Annotated in this window: 17 protein-coding genes, 2 tRNA genes and 3 pseudogenes; 12 read left to right on the plus strand and 10 right to left on the minus strand. The window is 54.0% G+C overall.

What is annotated here, in order from left to right; all coding sequences use genetic code 11:
• Window positions 1–50: 50 nt before the first annotated feature.
• The 3 genes and pseudogenes from RGU44_RS09710 to RGU44_RS09720 all read right to left on the minus strand — a co-directional run.
• On the minus strand, window positions 51–380 hold the full coding sequence (locus tag RGU44_RS09710; RefSeq protein ID WP_322216899.1) for a helix-turn-helix transcriptional regulator: 330 nt from the start codon (window positions 378–380) through the stop codon (window positions 51–53).
• A gap of 308 nt (window positions 381–688) precedes the next feature.
• Window positions 689–1,423, minus strand: coding sequence for a metallophosphoesterase (locus RGU44_RS09715; RefSeq protein ID WP_322216901.1), 735 nt, complete (start codon window positions 1,421–1,423; stop codon window positions 689–691).
• 307 nt (window positions 1,424–1,730) lie between these two features.
• A pseudogene (locus tag RGU44_RS09720) lies at window positions 1,731–3,182 on the minus strand (diguanylate cyclase); the annotation flags it as partial.
• 126 nt (window positions 3,183–3,308) lie between these two features.
• Here RGU44_RS09720 and RGU44_RS09725 point away from each other — a divergent pair.
• Both RGU44_RS09725 and RGU44_RS09730 read left to right on the plus strand, forming a co-directional pair.
• Window positions 3,309–4,861, plus strand: a protein-coding gene (locus tag RGU44_RS09725; RefSeq protein WP_250690811.1) for an IS3-like element ISPpu4 family transposase whose coding sequence is annotated in 2 segments (ribosomal slippage) — window positions 3,309–3,771 and window positions 3,771–4,861 — 1,554 coding nt in all. Because the reading frame shifts where the segments join, the coding sequence is not laid out codon by codon here.
• A gap of 292 nt (window positions 4,862–5,153) precedes the next feature.
• Entirely contained in the window at window positions 5,154–5,393 is a 240-nt protein-coding gene (locus RGU44_RS09730) for a hypothetical protein (RefSeq protein WP_322178665.1), read from the plus strand.
• A 682-nt stretch (window positions 5,394–6,075) separates the two neighbouring features.
• Here the strand turns inward: RGU44_RS09730 and RGU44_RS09735 are convergent.
• On the minus strand, window positions 6,076–6,969 hold the full coding sequence (locus RGU44_RS09735) for a phosphohydrolase (protein ID WP_322178663.1): 894 nt from the start codon (window positions 6,967–6,969) through the stop codon (window positions 6,076–6,078).
• 329 nt (window positions 6,970–7,298) lie between these two features.
• Window positions 7,299–7,655 carry a helix-turn-helix transcriptional regulator gene (locus RGU44_RS09740; protein WP_322216904.1) on the minus strand — a complete coding sequence of 119 codons (357 nt, stop codon included), beginning with the start codon at window positions 7,653–7,655 and terminating at the stop codon, window positions 7,299–7,301.
• Window positions 7,656–7,985: 330 nt separating this feature from the next.
• On the opposite strand from RGU44_RS09740, the gene RGU44_RS09745 reads away from it, so the two are divergent.
• Together RGU44_RS09745 and RGU44_RS09750 are read left to right on the plus strand one after the other, a co-directional pair.
• Window positions 7,986–8,120, plus strand: coding sequence for a hypothetical protein (locus RGU44_RS09745; RefSeq protein ID WP_322178661.1), 135 nt, complete (start codon window positions 7,986–7,988; stop codon window positions 8,118–8,120).
• Between the two features lie 899 nt (window positions 8,121–9,019).
• Window positions 9,020–9,166, plus strand: a pseudogene (locus tag RGU44_RS09750) (group II intron reverse transcriptase/maturase); the annotation flags it as partial.
• 1,523 nt (window positions 9,167–10,689) lie between these two features.
• Here RGU44_RS09750 and RGU44_RS09755 read toward each other — a convergent pair.
• The 3 genes from RGU44_RS09755 to RGU44_RS09765 form a co-directional block, all read right to left on the minus strand.
• Window positions 10,690–10,758 (minus strand) — tRNA-Ser (locus RGU44_RS09755).
• A gap of 391 nt (window positions 10,759–11,149) precedes the next feature.
• Window positions 11,150–11,542: a helix-turn-helix transcriptional regulator gene (locus tag RGU44_RS09760; RefSeq protein ID WP_322216906.1), complete on the minus strand. Its 393-nt coding sequence runs from the start codon at window positions 11,540–11,542 to the stop codon at window positions 11,150–11,152.
• A 214-nt stretch (window positions 11,543–11,756) separates the two neighbouring features.
• Window positions 11,757–13,309 (minus strand): IS3-like element ISPpu4 family transposase gene (locus tag RGU44_RS09765; protein WP_250690811.1). Its coding sequence is split into 2 segments (ribosomal slippage): window positions 11,757–12,847 and window positions 12,847–13,309, totalling 1,554 coding nucleotides; the frame shifts between segments, so codons are not numbered across the junction.
• A gap of 76 nt (window positions 13,310–13,385) precedes the next feature.
• Here RGU44_RS09765 and RGU44_RS09770 point away from each other — a divergent pair.
• From RGU44_RS09770 to RGU44_RS09795, 6 genes and pseudogenes are all read left to right on the plus strand, one after another.
• Window positions 13,386–13,613: pseudogene (locus tag RGU44_RS09770) on the plus strand (NAD-dependent DNA ligase); the annotation flags it as partial.
• A 41-nt stretch (window positions 13,614–13,654) separates the two neighbouring features.
• The gene (locus RGU44_RS09775) at window positions 13,655–13,879 is read left to right on the plus strand and encodes a hypothetical protein (protein ID WP_322216908.1); all 225 of its coding nucleotides are present in this window, start codon (window positions 13,655–13,657) and stop codon (window positions 13,877–13,879) included.
• A gap of 31 nt (window positions 13,880–13,910) precedes the next feature.
• Complete coding sequence (locus tag RGU44_RS09780) at window positions 13,911–14,138, plus strand: hypothetical protein (protein ID WP_219062022.1); 228 nt, start codon at window positions 13,911–13,913, stop codon at window positions 14,136–14,138.
• Window positions 14,139–14,227: 89 nt separating this feature from the next.
• On the plus strand, window positions 14,228–14,431 hold the full coding sequence (locus RGU44_RS09785) for a hypothetical protein (RefSeq protein ID WP_322216910.1): 204 nt from the start codon (window positions 14,228–14,230) through the stop codon (window positions 14,429–14,431).
• Window positions 14,432–14,574: 143 nt separating this feature from the next.
• Window positions 14,575–14,763 (plus strand): hypothetical protein, encoded by a 189-nt coding sequence (locus RGU44_RS09790; RefSeq protein WP_322178656.1) that lies wholly within the window; start codon window positions 14,575–14,577, stop codon window positions 14,761–14,763.
• Window positions 14,764–14,864: 101 nt separating this feature from the next.
• Window positions 14,865–15,155, plus strand: a complete 291-nt coding sequence (locus tag RGU44_RS09795) for a tyrosine-type recombinase/integrase (RefSeq protein WP_322178655.1) — start codon at window positions 14,865–14,867, stop codon at window positions 15,153–15,155.
• 114 nt (window positions 15,156–15,269) lie between these two features.
• On the opposite strand, the gene RGU44_RS09800 is transcribed toward RGU44_RS09795, so the two are convergent.
• Window positions 15,270–15,346 (minus strand) — tRNA-Val (locus RGU44_RS09800).
• 183 nt (window positions 15,347–15,529) lie between these two features.
• On the opposite strand from RGU44_RS09800, the gene RGU44_RS09805 reads away from it, so the two are divergent.
• Window positions 15,530–16,813 (plus strand): FAD-binding oxidoreductase, encoded by a 1,284-nt coding sequence (locus RGU44_RS09805; protein ID WP_322216915.1) that lies wholly within the window; start codon window positions 15,530–15,532, stop codon window positions 16,811–16,813.
• A 59-nt stretch (window positions 16,814–16,872) separates the two neighbouring features.
• Here the strand turns inward: RGU44_RS09805 and RGU44_RS09810 are convergent, their stop codons facing one another.
• Complete coding sequence (locus RGU44_RS09810; RefSeq protein WP_322216917.1) at window positions 16,873–17,562, minus strand: PA2778 family cysteine peptidase; 690 nt, start codon at window positions 17,560–17,562, stop codon at window positions 16,873–16,875.
• 219 nt (window positions 17,563–17,781) lie between these two features.
• Between RGU44_RS09810 and RGU44_RS09815 the strand changes: the two genes are divergently transcribed.
• Window positions 17,782–17,964 carry a hypothetical protein gene (locus RGU44_RS09815; RefSeq protein WP_322216921.1) on the plus strand — a complete coding sequence of 61 codons (183 nt, stop codon included), beginning with the start codon at window positions 17,782–17,784 and terminating at the stop codon, window positions 17,962–17,964.
• The last annotated feature ends 40 nt before the right edge of the window (window positions 17,965–18,004 follow it).

Consider the following 18,004-nt stretch of genomic DNA (forward strand, 5'->3'; position numbering starts at 1 on the left):
AGAGGACGCGTTGCAGATGAAACAGGATGTAGCAACACAGTGAGACACTGCTATTCAGTCAGGCATTCCGATAGCGACAGCGCCAACTGGCTGATCGCATCCTGGTCCAGGTCGGTCAGTGTGCGGTAGTGAATGATTACATTTCGTTCCGCATCACTGAGACTGTCGATGCGCAACGGTGTTCGGCACCCGGAGAGGAGATAGAGCACATCGACACCCTTGACACCCAGCGCCGCCAAATAGTCCGAGCGCGGGGTACGCTCGCCACTTTCATACTTGCCTTGTGCATTGGCCTCTACACCGCCAATTGCAGCAAATTCCTGCTGAGAAAGCCCTAGAGTCTTTCGCTCTTCCTTCAACCGCGAACCAAGATGATTCATTTGGGTTTACCTAAAGAGGAATGTCACTCATAACGATACGCTCACTTTACTTGCGACGTTGAATAATCAGGCGAGCACGGCATGCAGCTACCTGGCAGTCGGCCGCCTTCCTCCATCAGAACACAGGGCAATCGCTGGACGCTTCGGTAGCGGCGTGCGGTCAGCCCCCGAATACCCCCATCAAAACAGCCCGACCAATGGAGATTCTAATTCCATGGTCTGAACAATTCAGGCCTGGCAATAATCAATTTTCAGAGGTGTTATCGGGGCCGCTGGCGTTTTGAAGCGACTACACGGAGGCTCACTCGTCAGCGCATGACCAAGTCTTCGTCGGGTTTCGTGGGCCGCGGCGAAATAATTTCGAGTGTAGCCAGATTCACCAGCGTGAAATAACCGCTGCCATTAAAACGCCAGCCACCCGTATCAATGTGGAAAACGTTGCCCAACAGTTCGGGTCGGCTCAAGGGAGAATGACCGACAAACAGGGCGCGCACATCGGGTATTCCACTGGAATCTCTGAGGCGAAGGCGCTCACGTGACCATTGGCAGTATTCCTCGAGACGCCCCGAATCCGGCAGATGCCCCAAAAGCGCGCCACGAAGCAATGCCCAGGTAGGTGTCGGACAGTCGGCATGCACCATGCCTATCAACCCTGACGGGGTATCGACTTCAATAGCGATGGGCATCTGCTTAAAATATGCGACGAACTTCTGCTGCTCGCTAGGGGCAAGCCTGAGAAACCAGGCGCCCCCGCTTGCCCGATACATCGGATAATCAAGATCGCTGTGCTGCACATGCTTGATAGCCAACGCTTCATGATTGCCCTGCACCGCAAAAAACCAAGGCTGGGCCAGCCAATCGAGAACCCGTTCACTTTCAGGGCCACGATCAACCACGTCTCCCACGCTAAACAAGCGATCGACCTCCGGAGCGAAACCAACTGCTTCTAACGCGGCTTGCAACCGAGTGAAATGCCCATGGATATCACCCACGACGAAGTCACGGCCCTGCGTGTTTCTTTCAAAGTGTTTGAACCTGCTCACGCCGCGCCCTCCCCTTCGTCGATCAAAATGCCCTCTTCGCCAGGCAATTCCTCAACGCTCAGAATGACCGGTCAGGGCTTAAGCGGAAACTCTTCGTCCTGTTCTGACAAGCTTTTCCCGTCATCGGGATGCTTCCAGTCTTGCGAAGGAGGAGTTTCGTCTTCGACAGGGAGGCTGTTGTCCGGATCAGGCATTCCCGATCCGGAATCAGGAGAGTGATCGCCTCTTTGTTTTTTTGATCAGTGTTCATATGCACCTCGCTATAGAACGAACCCACGGTCGTCGCTTCGCCAAAAGACACTGACACATTGCGCCCCGATTCTTTAGCAGAATAAAGCGCTGAATCAGCACGCTCAATAAACTGCTCAATATTCCCATCGACGCCTGGAAAGCAGGTATAGCATCCAAGGCTTATGGTGAGGTTACCGAGCGGGTTACGTTGATGAATAATATGTTCACTCATAACCCCCAGTCTGATTTTTTCCGCGATGACAAATGCGCCCTTCTAATCCGTATCAGGCAGAAGCACCGCGATTTCCTCGCCCCCATAGCGCACAGCAAGGTCTGCTTCCCGCTGCAAAGACTCACGGACAACACGTGCTACTGCGGCAATGCAGTGATCGCCAGCAACGTGACCATAGGCATCATTGAAGCTTTTAAAATAATCGATATCTAACATGATAAGGCTCATTGGGAGGGTCGTCCGTGCGCCTCGCTTAAACTCAGCGTTTAAGGTTTCCTGAAAAAGCCTACGGTTCGCAAGACCTGTCAGACCGTCGTGCGTTGCCATAATCTGCAAATCGTCTTTCGCGCTGCGTAAATCGGTTTCGACACGCTGACCGTTCCGCAACTGCTGTATGAATAACACCCCGAACAGGCAATTGATAATGAGCACGGCCCCAATGATCGCGGCAGATTTGTACACATTTTTTTGCCATTCGTTAAGGATAGAATCTCTAGAGATGGCGGCTACCACTACCAGCGGATAGGTTTTCAACTGTTGGTATCCACAGAGCCTTACGGTCTGGTCAACCACTGACGTTATCATTGCGGTGCCGGAACTGGACCGTGGCAGATAGTTTTTAAATATATCCCCTTGCGCGACAGACGTCCCGATCAACGCGTCGTTGAACGGACGTCTGGCCAAGAGCGTCCCATCGGTTAGCGCAATAAACATCGCACCGTTTTTGTTGATATCAAAACCTTCAAAGAACTTATCGAAATAAGACATCTTGATGGCCGCCAACACCACACCGTTAAAATGACCTTCTCGGTCATTCACCCGACGGGAGATAGTAACAACCCACTCGCCCGTCGCTCGACTGCGGATCGCATGGCCGATCCGCGGGTTTGGATCATCATTATTTTGATGATAGATGAAATAGTCTCGATCAGAGCTGTTCATCTCAGCAGGGATGCCAGTAAACGAAGTCACGACCCATTGACCATGCTTATCAAAAAAGAATAGTCCATGCAGCTGTTCAATCGCACTCACACGATCGACAAAAACCTCATGCAAACGGTCTATTTGACCGGGGCCATAACCGTCAGCTTGCAGCCATCCTACCAATCCGGCCAGTACAATATCGGCTTCGTCAAAGGTGTCCTCCGCCTCCTGCGCCATCGAGCGCGCAAGGTTTGAAGAAGATATCTCAGCTTGCGCCAGCTCGTGGACCTTGGACTGCTGCAGTTGAAGCAAAGACAAACCGATGATGGATGAACAGACCACGATGATGAATACCACCGCGCATTTCAGCATAGGTATGCGTTTTAATTCTTCAGCGGGCAAAGCATTGATGAGTGGAGGCACCCCCCGGTGTCAGGCTAGTTGTCGCCTGAGCTGATTTATCAAAACGATAGATCGGGGGCGCCAAAGAGAGCTGTAATGTCGAGCTATTCACCTGAGCGTAAAGCGGCCCTTATCAACAAATTGCTGCCGCCTCAAAACATGTCCGTGGCCGAGTTGTCGCGTCAAGAAGGCATCTCTCAAGCCACCCTGTATGCTTGGCGAACCAAGCTCAAAGCAGGAGGCGCAGTGGTGCCCGGAGATAAAAGCAGTGCCGATAACTGGTCGGCTGAAGCCAAGTTCGCAGCGGTGTTGCACACGGCCACGTTGAGCGAGATCGAGCTTAGCGAATACTGTCGCAGCAAGGGTTTGTACCCCGAGCAAATCGGCGCTTGGCGACAGGCCTGCATCAGTGGCCAGCTAACAGCCCAGGCACAGCGCCAGGCCGAGCGAGAACAGGCGCGCGCCGACAAAAAACGCATCGCCGAGTTGGAGCGTGAACTGCGGCGCAAGGACAAGGCGCTCGCAGAAACCGCCGCGATTCTGGTGCTGCGAAAAAAGATGAATGCCTTCTGGGGAAACGACAGCGAGGACGTCTGACCTCGCTGCCAGAACGGCAACAACTCGTTGAACGTTTTAACCAAGCCGTTGCTTCTGGTGCACGCAAAACTATTGCCAGCGCGGAGATCGGGCTGTCGCTGCGCAGCCTGCAACGCTGGGCGCTGACGCCTGTGATGCAGGCCGACGTGCGCACCACCACGTCACGTCCGCGACCACTTAATGCCCTGAGTGAACAGGAGCGTTGCGCTATTTTAGAGGTCTGCAACAGTCCGCCATTCGTCAGCCTGCCGCCCAGCCAGATCGTCCCGATACTGGCCGATCAAGGTCGTTATCTGGCCTCAGAGGCAACCTTTTACCGCGTCCTGAAGGAAGCTGATCAGCAGCACCGACGTGGCCGCAGCCATGCACCGCACAAGCATGCTGCGCCGACAACTCACAGCGCAACCACAGCCAATAAGGTCTGGTCTTGGGACATCACCTACTTGCCATCGCCAGTGCGTGGGAAGTACTACTATCTGTATTTGATCGAGGACATCTACAGCCGAAAGGCCGTGGGCTGGGAAGTTTACGAGCAAGAAAGTGGCGAGCTGGCGGCCGAACTGATGCAGCGCACCGTGCTCACCGAACGCTGCGCCGGACGGCCCCTAGTGCTGCACTCGGACAACGGTGCACCGATGAAATCGGTGACGTTGCTGAGCAAACTGTACGAACTCGGCATCACCCCGTCACGCGGACGACCACGGGTGAGTAACGATAATCCCTACTCAGAATCGCTGTTTAGAACCCTGAAATATTGCCCGCAATGGCCTCCTGGTGGTTTTGCAGATTTGGACGCGGCACGCAGCTGGGTGCGCGATTTTATCCGCTGGTACAACCACCAACACCGCCACAGCCGCATCCGCTTCGTGACCCCGGCGCAGCGTCATCGAGGAGATGATCAAGAGATCTTGGCCAAGCGTCATGCCCTGTATCAGCAAGCTCGTAATCAACATCCACATCGCTGGTCAGGTGCGACACGCAATTGGCAGCCCATCGGCGCGGTCACACTCAATCCGGAAAGGGAGTTACCGACACTGAAAATAGCCGCATAAAACACAGCTGACGCGACAACTACCTTGCAAAACGCCGGCACTGACTAATCCTGATAATACGGTGTTGCCGTTTAATGAAAAATAAGCCTGTAACAGTGGAACCAGCCCGCCTGATTCCGGATCAATTATAGGCTTGTGTGGCCATCAGCTGCATGATGCGAATTTTTTTTGAGACCTCGGTACCGTGAGTAAGCCGAAAAGAAAATTATGTCGCGACACCCTTCGATGATTCGCGCAATCTATTGCACAACCGCGAACGCATCGCGGCCTAATTTTTTCATCTGGACGTCAAATGATCCCCAACGCAGAACTCTACAATCCATCCACCGAATATGCCGACAAACTGGTCACACGCATCGGGCAGACCCCTGCATGGATCGCAAAACGCATCGGCGTCACCGACAGGCGCATACGCTACATCCTTGATGGCTCACGAACCGTCAAAGGGGTAACCAGCCCTATTCAGATGACCTATACAGAGCAGTTCGCCCTTGAGTGTCTTGTGGCCGAGGTTAAAACCAAAAACAAATAGTCCCGCCGCACGGGCCTCTCCGGGGTTGGAGCCCGCTTGCCTCACTTACGAGCGTCCATCGTTTTCAGGCTCGATATTCCAGACATTCAGCGCCCATTGATCGACCCCAGCATGTCGCCGGGGTCTACGCTCCAACCTGACAATTGACTGCATACCCGACGACTCAAATGGAGGCTCAAATCGGATGTCGCTTGCGCTGGTTGATGCAGAAGCTGGTGACATTGGAATCTGCCAGGCTTGCCCTCCGCTGAAGAAGCTTGAGCTCTACCTGCTTGCATCGTGTATCCATCGAGGATTCTTGCTACAGGAACAGTTCACAGTCCGTATCTGCGGCTCTGGCGATTTCAATCAGCCTCTGCGCTTTAATCGGATCTTCAGATTCGTACATTGTTCGCCCCTGCTTAAACCGCGCGCCCCTCTATGCAGTCCTACTCGTGAGCCATGATAGTTGCGCTCTCACATACACATATAAACACTTCTGAACCTTATTGAGCCATTTTATACACTTAATAATATTTGTCTGAACCTCTGCATGGTACAGAAATAAAGTCGCGCCAAAGTTGCTTAAAAAAAGAGATCGACAAGAGGTGCGCAGACTGCACACCGAGTAAGGGTCATGCTCACTCTTGAGAAGCACAAAAAGTGAATTCGTTCATGTCAGCGATGCTGTTGCACATGGGGATTAACGTGTGAGCGGATGGCCGAACGGAACGCTGAAGCCAGCCGCATTACGGTGGCCACCGCCACCGTAATGCTGAGCGATTACCGAGACATCCTCGCCTGCGTCTGAGCTACGCAGGCTGAAGAATCGGCCGTCCGGGGTGTCCCAGTAGCAGGCGGCGAAAGGCTCGCCCGCACACATCAGGTGCCCTGCATCGCTGGTCAGCGTATACGGGAGGTTTGCCACCGGCACGTCATGGCCGCCGATCACCATCCGGCGCTTGGTCACGCCAACCAATTCCGCGACATCCTTTTGCAGCTTACGCTCGATAGCGATGCCGTCTGATCGAAGCATGGCTAGATCAGACTCGATCAGCCTGTCCCAGACGTCGAAGTCATAGGGGTAACTGAAGACGCTGGCCTGTATCTCGCGGGTGCCGTCCAGCTTGAACAGCCACAAGTCCCGATCCTCGATGTGATTGATTAGCGCGGGGCGAGGTGTTTCTGGAAAAAAGAAGTCCCAGGCAATGCCTGCGCCCGAGCGGTTCATATCAAACAGTGCGCCTATGTGGGGGGAACCTGAGCTGATGCATTTGCTCCGGCAATCCGTTTGGAACTGCGCATAGGTGTTGCCAGCAAACGGTAGGGACTTGAGATCGTCCTGTGCCGTCTTGTGATGATCCAGGATCAAAACAGAAGCCGCAGCTTCGCCCATCGCTATCAATACCTCGGCAGGGTACGAAAAATCCACAATCACGACATGCTTGCCCGCAACGTCCGGCACCGGCTTGCCGTAAATGCCAGCATGAAACTCGATGTCGGCGCCCAAGGCTTTACGGACAACCCAGGCGGCGCCAAAACCGTCTGCACAGTGACCGTGGTAAATGCAAAGGATGGGGCGCTGATTATCGGGCATGGAGAATTCTCGTCTGGCGGCACCGGCTGCACGTATTGTAAGTGAATACCCTGCAGTGATGACGTGTGGTGTTCGGTGCGGCGTTTGAGCTCGGATTTGATCCGTATGCTCTGGCACTATAAGCCAAGCTTGATGTGGCCACCTGCGTTAAGGGGGCCTCCCGGTAGTCCGCTACTCGGTGATGCTCTCTTGATGGTTCAACTGCATTGGGCTTGATTTTTCACCTATGTGGCTCCAATGACTGTGAAGCTTTCGGGATGGCAACCAAAAATAAAAGCCTGACGCTATGATAGAGCGGACAGGGCAGGTGGTGATGTAAACAGAATGGATCAGGAGGATTCGGCGTTACCTTTCGTCTCTTTCTCATCGGAGTCAAAAAGCGTGCTAATCAAACGATTGATGTCGTTCTGGACGTCTTCTGGCAAACCGTCCAACTCTTCCAGAACCTTGGCATCCAACGCAGTGATGCTGTCGATCGACCTGGCTTTCCTGACGCCGGTCACCACGAACAATATGTCTACGCCCACGGCTGCGATCAAGGAGAGATAGGTCGCGTTCGGGAAGCGCTTGCCTCTTTCGTACGCACCTTGCGCATTGGCTTCAATTCCGCCAGCGGCGCCCAGGCCGGCTTGAGAAAGACCGAGTCTTTTTCGTTCTTCTTTTAGTCGCAAACCAATGCCATTCATGTGACCTCCTTTTGAAGCCGAAGCAAACATTCATAGGAGGTTAGCGCAAACCTCAGCATTACATGCATAGCTTGTCTGACGCAGGTACAAGCGATGGGCGCAGCCTCCAGGCTGACAGTGTCACACAGTGAATCATTGATCTATTTAATGGTCGTATTACTTGTTGATCGCCCCATGACTAAAAGTCACTGGCAGCGACAACTCTTCGCAGGGGTTCTGTCCTTGCTTTATCGGACGATAAAATGAAACGAACAGCTATATTTATCTTGGTGATTTCGGGCTCCCTTCTGCTAGGAGGCTGCTGGCCGTACTGGGAGGATGGAGGAGGACGTGGTCGTGATCATGACCGCGGTCATGATCACGAACGTGGTAATGACCGTGGCGATGATCGGGGATATGACCATGACCGCGGGCGTGATCGCGATGGTGGAGACCAGGATTATCGCCGGTAAGCTGCTCCAATAGCGCGAACCCGTTTTGCTGTCCGTCCCAGTATCCCGCAAAGGCTTCTGGCGGCTGCAATCCGGGTAGGTGCCAGTCGGGTTAACCGAGAGACTTCCACTTCCACCGGATGATCCATAGGCCTCCCGGGTACCTATGGCCGCAGAAATATAGTTGAGCATCTGGATGCATGTTCAGACTGTATAATCCCTGAAAAGCTCCTCTTTGATAATCAGCAACGCGTCATCGTAATAACGCTCACCGCGAGCCTCACTTAGCGGTATAGACCTGACGCTTCCCTCACCACCAAGAGGCGTATGCTCGCAGGTGATAAAGAACTCTGCGGTTTCTGCCCTGAATTCCAAGTAGTAAAACAGCTCACGTCCCTCTCGATCCCAGTAACCTATTTCTCTTCGCATCAGTTTCCACCGCAGGACTGTAAAGTTTCCCATTCTACTGGCCGCGGCCACTGCGCCAAAATTCGCTCATGACTGAATGTAGCTTTCGAGCTATCTGTACGCAACGAATCACCCTCACCTACTCCGAAACGATTAGATGGCCCGCCATTGATCGGGCCGTCTGTACTAGCCCCCCCCCTTCGTCGCCTCGACATTGATTTCGCGTCACCCCGCTGCGCACACTGATCCTACTGAAGGATCAGTACCCATGTGTGAAATAGAGAGCCCGCCCAGCGCGGGCTTTTTTGTGGGTGCGTCAGGCATGACACGTTGCGCGCAAGCGTAACCAGTTTGGCTGTGGTGACCACGCGGGTGACTTGGAGATGAAAGTCCTCTACACACCCGGCAAAGGGAAGTGTTAGCCAAAGGCAAGGGTGTCGCGGGCGATTGCGAACCGGAAGGAAGCCCGAGGCAAATTACCTTGGGATATCTGAACGTTTGCCACTGTACTACCGAGCGTCCCGAGGCGACGGGATGAGCTGGCATCAACCGCCGAGGCTAAGGGTGGCGAGGATGAGCCTGCATCGCTTGCGCGACCGTCTCAGGGACCTGCTACGCAGTGCTCGGGACCACAAGATGGCGAGCGTCATCAGGCGGATAAACCGCCTTCTTCTCGACCACCTCGTTATCTTCGGTCGCTATATCCACTTCAGCGTCACAGTGCCGTCATCGTTGAAAGCCATTGCGATCAAATTCGTATCCGCCAGTAATTCACCCCCATGCAGCCCCGCACCCATGATGCGGCCCACCTTCGGCGAAGGTCGCGCATTCGACTCATGGTTTTACGAGCAAAAAGAGTTTCCAGAGGAATATGCCCAGGCACGTCCTATGCAAACCCCGGACACGCGGCTATCTTCGATATGGCTATAGCTTTGACTGATCTGTACACCGGGACGGTTGCGAAAGGTCGTGCAGAGGTATCAAACCCTGACTACCGTTATATGTGCCGGATCATCGCAGCAATACAGTCGGCTCTGCGCCAGGAATAGCAGTAGGTGGCGGCACAATTAACCTTTTTGGCACCTGATCGCCAAGCTGCTCGCTTACTCAGCGTTCCTGGAGGTCGACTATGGTAGCCGTCCTGTTTACCTTGTATATCCACTACTGCACAGCCCAAGGTTGCGAAACCAAGCCGCTCAGTCAATGGCCCACGCTTGAAGAATGCCTAGCCCAGATCGCGATGTATCACGCAGTTGTGCCCGGAAATTACTCCATGGAATGTAAACAATAAAAATCGGGGCTGGGTCGTCGAATTCAAACAGAGAACACGTGCCCCCTACAGGATGGGCCTTCATTGCTTCAACTACTGCGAAGGAGCTTGGCCGCCAATAAGGACTCGTCGATAACCTGCTGAACGCTCTCAGTGCGCCTTAAAGGCTCCCACTTGTCGTAAGTGTCCACATCGAGTTTGGCTTGCAGAGCCAAGGCATATGGGTCAAATCCGAGCTCAAACGCCGCACCGAATATTGCCACAAGCGTTTGCGCGTAAACGCTTTCTGATCGGATTGTCATATCAGCTCCCTTAGTGGCTTACAGAACCACCTTACAAACCCCCCGAACAAAACAATTCGTTTGGGTTCCAAAAGCAGCATTTAACCCCCCCTTTTGCATACCATACAAATAGCAACGCATTGTTCAATGCTTAAAGTGACAATCGGTCATAACCACTTACCGCTCCTTCCTCTTATCCACACGCCACTTACCAACACGGCGGGACATTCCCTTAAAATTTACGCTGCAGGTACCGACCACCGAGGATCACTCATGCCAGCAAACCAGCACCCAACGATCGACATTTGTCACGGCAACTGTGCGGCGGCTTCGGTGCCGACTGGGAAGATGCAGAGGGGTACGGAAATCCGGCACACCTGCGCATAAAGATGGGCCTAGACTTGCAGGAAGTGGACAGTGAGCGAGTGCGCGCCCCCTACTGCCTCCCCTCATTGGACGTCCGTTACACCGAACTACCTGACGAAGGAGTTCAGGAAGACCATACCGACAAGGTGATTGATTATGTGGGCGCGGATTGGCATTTTGAGGCGGGGCTTTGCAACAGTTTTGCAAATCGCAAACAACAAAAAAGGGCCAACCTTTCGGTTGACCCTTCTAGACCGCCAGCAGGAGCGGATTTTGTTTGGTAGGTACGACTGGACTCGAACCAGCGACCCCACCATGTCAAGGTGACTTCTAGCAACACCTAACCTATTGAATATAAAAGAAAATATCTATTGTATCAACTGGCTAAAAAGCCCAAATATACGCTATAAGAATCAATAGCTTAGCGTTGTATTTTCATACAGTAGTAGCCCCTCACCGGCGTTCTGCCGACCGAACACAACCCCTATTTTTTATAGGCACTCGGAAAAGGTTATTGTAAGCGCATGACACAGATCCAAAGCGCCGGAAACATGATGCCCACGCCCGATATGCTGTTCGGGGCATCTGAATCCGTGTCGCCAACGCATAAAGCCATCAATGAGCCCCATCGCTGACCTTGAAGTCAGTTCTGAGGGTTTCTAAAGGAAATTGGCCATAGCCCACAGCAAAGCCAGGAACGACCCAGCCAATAACACCAGGAACATGTGAAACTTAAAATTAGTCATGACTCTTATTTCGCAAGGTCACGGCTAATCTATTTATAATATATTCTACGGCGTGTTTATCGGAAAAGTCCGCAGTCCGTAAAAACTTAATAAGTGCATATTCATCAACAGAAAGTTCAGCAACAGCATACGGCGTTCGTTTGCCCGTCACGACGAACAGCACATCGATAGCCGTAGTAGACAATCGGCTCAGGTAGTCAGCCCTCGGACACCTCATTCCGCTTTCATAGAGTAATTGCGCATTGGGTTGTATGCCACCAATGGCAGCAACGGCGCTCTGGGTCAGGCTACACGCTTCACGCTCGAGTTTTAATCGCATGCCCAGATTCATCAACGCCATTCCCTTGGATATAACAATGGCGCCATTATAGTGGCGCAATGACATCACTGATCAATATCCATTTGGATTAACCAAGAGAAAATAAATATCCATTTGAATGCAATAATAACTGCACATATCAGATCAGTTGAGCAGCCAAGAAATGGAGCACCTATAACGGTATAGGGTTCGTAGTGAGATGCTGCATGGGTATCTAGGTCGTTCCCTGAACGCCGCGCCTACCGGCGTTTTGCAAGGTAGTTGTCGCGTCAGCTGTGTTTTATGCGGCTATTTTCAGTGTCGGTAACTCCCTTTCCGGATTGAGTGTGACCGCGCCGATGGGCTGCCAATTGCGTGTCGCACCTGACCAGCGATGTGGATGTTGATTACGAGCTTGCTGATACAGGGCATGACGCTTGGCCAAGATCTCTTGATCATCTCCTCGATGACGCTGCGCCGGGGTCACGAAGCGGATGCGGCTGTGGCGGTGTTGGTGGTTGTACCAGCGGATAAAATCGCGCACCCAGCTGCGTGCCGCGTCCAAATCTGCAAAACCACCAGGAGGCCATTGCGGGCAATATTTCAGGGTTCTAAACAGCGATTCTGAGTAGGGATTATCGTTACTCACCCGTGGTCGTCCGCGTGACGGGGTGATGCCGAGTTCGTACAGTTTGCTCAGCAACGTCACCGATTTCATCGGTGCACCGTTGTCCGAGTGCAGCACTAGGGGCCGTCCGGCGCAGCGTTCGGTGAGCACGGTGCGCTGCATCAGTTCGGCCGCCAGCTCGCCACTTTCTTGCTCGTAAACTTCCCAGCCCACGGCCTTTCGGCTGTAGATGTCCTCGATCAAATACAGATAGTAGTACTTCCCACGCACTGGCGATGGCAAGTAGGTGATGTCCCAAGACCAGACCTTATTGGCTGTGGTTGCGCTGTGAGTTGTCGGCGCAGCATGCTTGTGCGGTGCATGGCTGCGGCCACGTCGGTGCTGCTGATCAGCTTCCTTCAGGACGCGGTAAAAGGTTGCCTCTGAGGCCAGATAACGACCTTGATCGGCCAGTATCGGGACGATCTGGCTGGGCGGCAGGCTGACGAATGGCGGACTGTTGCAGACCTCTAAAATAGCGCAACGCTCCTGTTCACTCAGGGCATTAAGTGGTCGCGGACGTGACGTGGTGGTGCGCACGTCGGCCTGCATCACAGGCGTCAGCGCCCAGCGTTGCAGGCTGCGCAGCGACAGCCCGATCTCCGCGCTGGCAATAGTTTTGCGTGCACCAGAAGCAACGGCTTGGTTAAAACGTTCAACGAGTTGTTGCCGTTCTGGCAGCGAGGTCAGACGTCCTCGCTGTCGTTTCCCCAGAAGGCATTCATCTTTTTTCGCAGCACCAGAATCGCGGCGGTTTCTGCGAGCGCCTTGTCCTTGCGCCGCAGTTCACGCTCCAACTCGGCGATGCGTTTTTTGTCGGCGCGCGCCTGTTCTCGCTCGGCCTGGCGCTGTGCCTGGGCTGTTAGCTGGCCACTGATGCAGGCCTGTCGCCAAGCGCCGATTTGCTCGGGGTACAAACCCTTGCTGCGACAGTATTCGCTAAGCTCGATCTCGCTCAACGTGGCCGTGTGCAACACCGCTGCGAACTTGGCTTCAGCCGACCAGTTATCGGCACTGCTTTTATCTCCGGGCACCACTGCGCCTCCTGCTTTGAGCTTGGTTCGCCAAGCATACAGGGTGGCTTGAGAGATGCCTTCTTGACGCGACAACTCGGCCACGGACATGTTTTGAGGCGGCAGCAATTTGTTGATAAGGGCCGCTTTACGCTCAGGTGAATAGCTCGACATTACAGCTCTCTTTGGCGCCCCCGATCTATCGTTTTGATAAATCAGCTCAGGCGACAACTAGCCTGACACCGGGGGCTACGGTCCACGGAAAGACTGTCAGACACTGGTAGAGGAGCGCGGCGGAATTATTGGAGGTGGCGTTAGCAAGAAAATCCACTCTCTGGTTGTCGGAAGTATCGGGAATGAGCAGTGGCGTCACAGTAATTATGGGGTGAAAATCATGAAAGCTGCAGAGCTACGCCAAGCCGGCTCCCCTATAGCTATCATCGGCGAACACCAATGGCAGCGCGCCCTGTTCAAATAAGCGCGAGCGGTGTGGCGATTTGTAAAATCAGGAGCGTGGTTGTGAGCACCGAGATTGCCAGAGTACACATGATTTCCGAGCTTTCTAGGCTCGCGGAAGAGTTCGAGTTTTCTGCAAAAGGCTTGAGCGAGCGAAGGAAAGCTGAAGGGTTAATTGATACAGAATCAACAGACCTGATAAACCAACTTCTTTACACCTCCTCCCAACTGAGGGCTCTTGCTGATGCCGCCGAAAAGGGCAGCGAGGATCAGGGCAAGGCTGAGTAGTTGGCGCGCTGGGGATTTGTAGGAGGTCGAAATGGGACTCAACAGACCAACGCAAGAGCTGAATCGCGAACTCAAAGACGCAGCGCTGAGCCTGGAGCAGGCAGCGTCTGAAGTACTCGAAATTACCAAGAGCTGCGGGGATGCCGATGTTGTCGCTGCGCTAAAGCTAATTGCGAAGCTATATGAGGAAGCAGATCGGCTGGCGGCGCTTGCGGATGAGGTGAAGGCGGGAAGGATTGTGCGGGGGAAGGCTGAATAGCTCGCGATCCTAGCCCAAGCATTTTGGTGGGCGACGTATTCGCGCTAAAAATTGAAAGACAAAGCAATACCCTGCAGAAGGGTTACTGAATGCCGAAGAAACAACCGGAAAGTAAAGTTGCAGCGACTGCTGCTGAAATTGAGCGCTCTATCCAGGCCCTGAACAAAATGGCGGAACGCCTTTGGGGAGATGGTCGAGAGGCTGAGGCGAAAGCTCTCCTCGACGCCTTGGACGCATTAAACCGGGCGTTTGATCGAATCAGGATTGGAGAGAGTCGAAGGATTCTCCATTGAGCGAGGCTGGCGTTGAGGCTAAGGCTAAGGCGATCCTGAAGCTGGTTCAAAGCTTCAATGATGCCGAGGACGTGCTGCTTGGGTAGTGACACCGTGATCGCCCTCGCCTGAATGGCATGGCGCATCTACTCGGGATTGCAGTGATGAAGGCCCGCATCGAGAAGAAGCTCAGCAAGCGCCTGGTAGAAATTGCCCCATCGATATTCGCTGGTGTCTGGATCGACAAAGACGAGCCGAGCGAGCTTGCGTACAAGCAGCGCACCCGCGTGAGCCACGTATATCCCCCGGTAAAACCCAAGGTTACGAAAACCCGATACACCTTGAAATTGTAATGGGGCAGTCGTTGAGGGAGGTTGTACTGGAGTGCCTACGATCTCCTATCGTCTCTCCATTTCTCATCCATTACAAAACGAAGTCCCGGCGGCGCGAACAAGTGGAAGCCAAGGAGCATTGGTCATCAGTCACGCCTGACTATCTGACCAAGGAGTTCACCAAGGCAAGAGACGCCGCGCATGCTTACGATCACATTGGGCCGGCTGAGCGACCCACTTTCCACGAAGTTCGCGCTTTGGGCTCATGGCTTTACGAGCAGCAAGAGTTTCCTGAGGAATACGTCCAGGCACGTCTAGGGCATTCGGATGCGAAGATGACGCGGCATTATCAGGAGGGACACACCGAGAAGACTATCGAATACCAGACCGTCGGAGCAGACTTGAAATACTGATACCGCTGGTTCGTTTTTCCAAAATATTTCCAAAGTTTTTCCAAACGCCAACAACAAAAAAGGGCCAACCTTTCGGTTGACCCTTCTAGACCGCCAGCAGGAGCGGATTTTGTTTGGTAGGCGCGACTGGACTCGAACCAGCGACCCCCACCATGTCAAGGTGGTGCTCTAACCAACTGAGCTACGCGCCTGCTGTGGGTCGGCATTCTACGGATATATGGATTCGTGTCAACACCTTTTTCGCGCTAACTCCATGAATATGCGTATTTTTTACGGATCGTCCTCTGCCTGTGATCTCACCGCTCACTGGTCGAGGTTTTTTTTCTCAGGTAGCATCTCGGCATCCGTAAAAAATATAAAACAGAGGTTGCAGGATGGCGAACACTCCTTACCCACAGTCTTATTACGCAGCGTCTGCGAACGCGGTGCCTGAGCGCCCTCGACTGGAAGGTGAGGTGGAAACCGATGTCTGCGTGATTGGCGCAGGTTATACCGGGCTTTCCAGTGCGCTGTTTTTGCTGGAGCACGGGTTTCGTGTGACGGTGCTTGAGGCTGCCAAAGTCGGCTTTGGTGCATCGGGGCGTAATGGCGGACAGCTCGTCAACAGCTATAGCCGCGACATCGACGTGATCGAGCGAACAGTCGGGCCCAAGCAGGCGCAACTGCTGGGGCAAATGGCATTTGAAGGTGCCGCGATCATTCGTGATCGGGTGGCCAAGTATCAGATTCAATGCGACCTGAAGGATGGCGGCGTGTTTGCAGCCATCACCAACAAGCAGATGGGCCACCTGGAAGCACAGAAGAAGCTCTGGGAGCGATACGGACACACTCAGCTGGAACTGATGGACAAGCGCCGTATTCGCGAGGTGGTGGCCTGTGATGAGTATATCGGCGGCATGCTCGACATGAGCGGCGGTCATGTCCATCCCTTGAACCTCGCGTTGGGTGAGGCTGCTGCGGTGGAGTCGCTGGGCGGTGTGATTCATGAGCAGTCGGCGGCGATTCGAATCGAGCGCGGCGCCAATCCAGTCGTGTATACCGAACACGGTCGAGTCCGAGCCAGGTTTGTCATCGTAGCCGGCAACGCTTACCTGGGTAATCTGGTGCCGGAGCTGGCGGCCAAGTCGATGCCTTGCGGTACTCAGGTGATCACCACCGAGCCGCTGGGTGAGGCGCTGGCGAGGACGCTGTTGCCGCAGGACTATTGTGTTGAAGACTGTAATTACCTGCTCGACTACTATCGACTGTCCGCTGACAAACGCCTTATTTTTGGCGGCGGCGTGGTGTACGGCGCGCGGGACCCGGCCAATATTGAAGCGATCATCCGGCCGAAGATGCTTAAAGCCTTTCCGCAGCTTAAGGACGTAATAATTGATTACGCCTGGACCGGAAATTTCCTGCTGACGCTGTCGCGTTTGCCACAAGTCGGTCGTCTGGGCGACAACATCTATTACTCGCAAGGCTGTAGCGGTCACGGTGTGACCTATACCCACCTGGCCGGCAAGGTATTGGCCGAAGCGTTGCGTGGGCAGGCAGAGCGTTTTGATGCCTTTGCCGACCTGCCCCACTATCCCTTCCCTGGCGGCCAGTTGTTGCGTACACCGTTGACGGCGCTGGGCGCTTGGTACTACGCCCTGCGGGACAAGTTTGGCTTTTGAGCAGCCTTCCAATAAAAACGGCGCCGAGGGCGCCGTTTTATTATTTCAGTCGGTGCTATTTATCGCGCCTTTAATGCCTTGGTCGCTTCGCCTGCCGCTTGCGCTTGTCCAGCCTGGGTCAAATCATTCGCCGCGTTCAGCCAGCGCGGCTGGTCGACTTGCGCCGGGATCTGCCGTGGACCTTGCACCAGTACAGCCCAACTGCCTGCGTCTTTCCAGGCAGAAGTAAATCTGCTGAAACTCATCAACTGACGACGGTTCATGCCCGAGTGCAGCAGGACCGTCTGTTTGTTGCGGTTGTAGCCTATCAGCACCGCGTAACGGGGCTCCGCCCACCAGGCCGAGCCATCGGTGTAACGCAGCATGACGGGGTATCCCGCCGACACCTGAGTCAGCAGGTCCTGTAATTCCCCATCGAGGGGATAGACCATAAATCCGTACCCACGCGCCACGGCCTGCATATTTTGCTCGAGCTTGGCTTCGCCACCTGGCAAATGCAGGGGCTTGTCCAGCAATCCAGGCGTGATAATCACCCCTTGTTGCGACAACATGCTGGCCAATACCCCTGGCCCGCTTTGGTAAACGTTGCCTTTGAAGAACGGTACCGAATTGAGCTCAACCCGATCAGGTAAACGCTGGATCCCAGGGGCCACGCTGCCAGCGCAGGCAGTCAGGGTCGATAGAAGGGCAAGGGCCAGGTACATCCGCTTCGAGCGAGCGGCAAGAATTCGAGGTAATACCAGCAGCATTTTCACTCACTTCAACAAGCGCCGGGCAATCCGCGACCCGGCTCGGACCCTGATCATAGGTCGGCTCAAGCCTTCAGCATAGTTCATTTAGTGCGGACTTTTGCCTTACATAGATCAAATCGATCATGCATTGCAGACCATTAGTCAATTGTTGGAAACATGCGCAGTACTAGACTGTCACTCAGATGCACAGAGACGCTGAAAACAGCAGAGGCACGTATGGGCCCGGAAATAACAATTGCAATGCTGATAGCCGCTTGGCTGGCAGTCGCCGCAGCCATGCTGTGGGGGGTGATGCGCATTTCTCGACGGCATCATCACCGTGAAATCGAACACGAAAACCCTGTGAATATCGAGCCCCGGCACGATCACTCCACTTCAAACTCCTTCCGCTTGCGTTGAAAAAGGCCGGTAATGGAAAACTCCACACCGCCCCTTGAAC

Origin of the sequence: Pseudomonas sp. 5C2, from assembly GCF_034314155.1 — a bacterium.
Lineage (GTDB): Bacteria > Pseudomonadota > Gammaproteobacteria > Pseudomonadales > Pseudomonadaceae > Aquipseudomonas.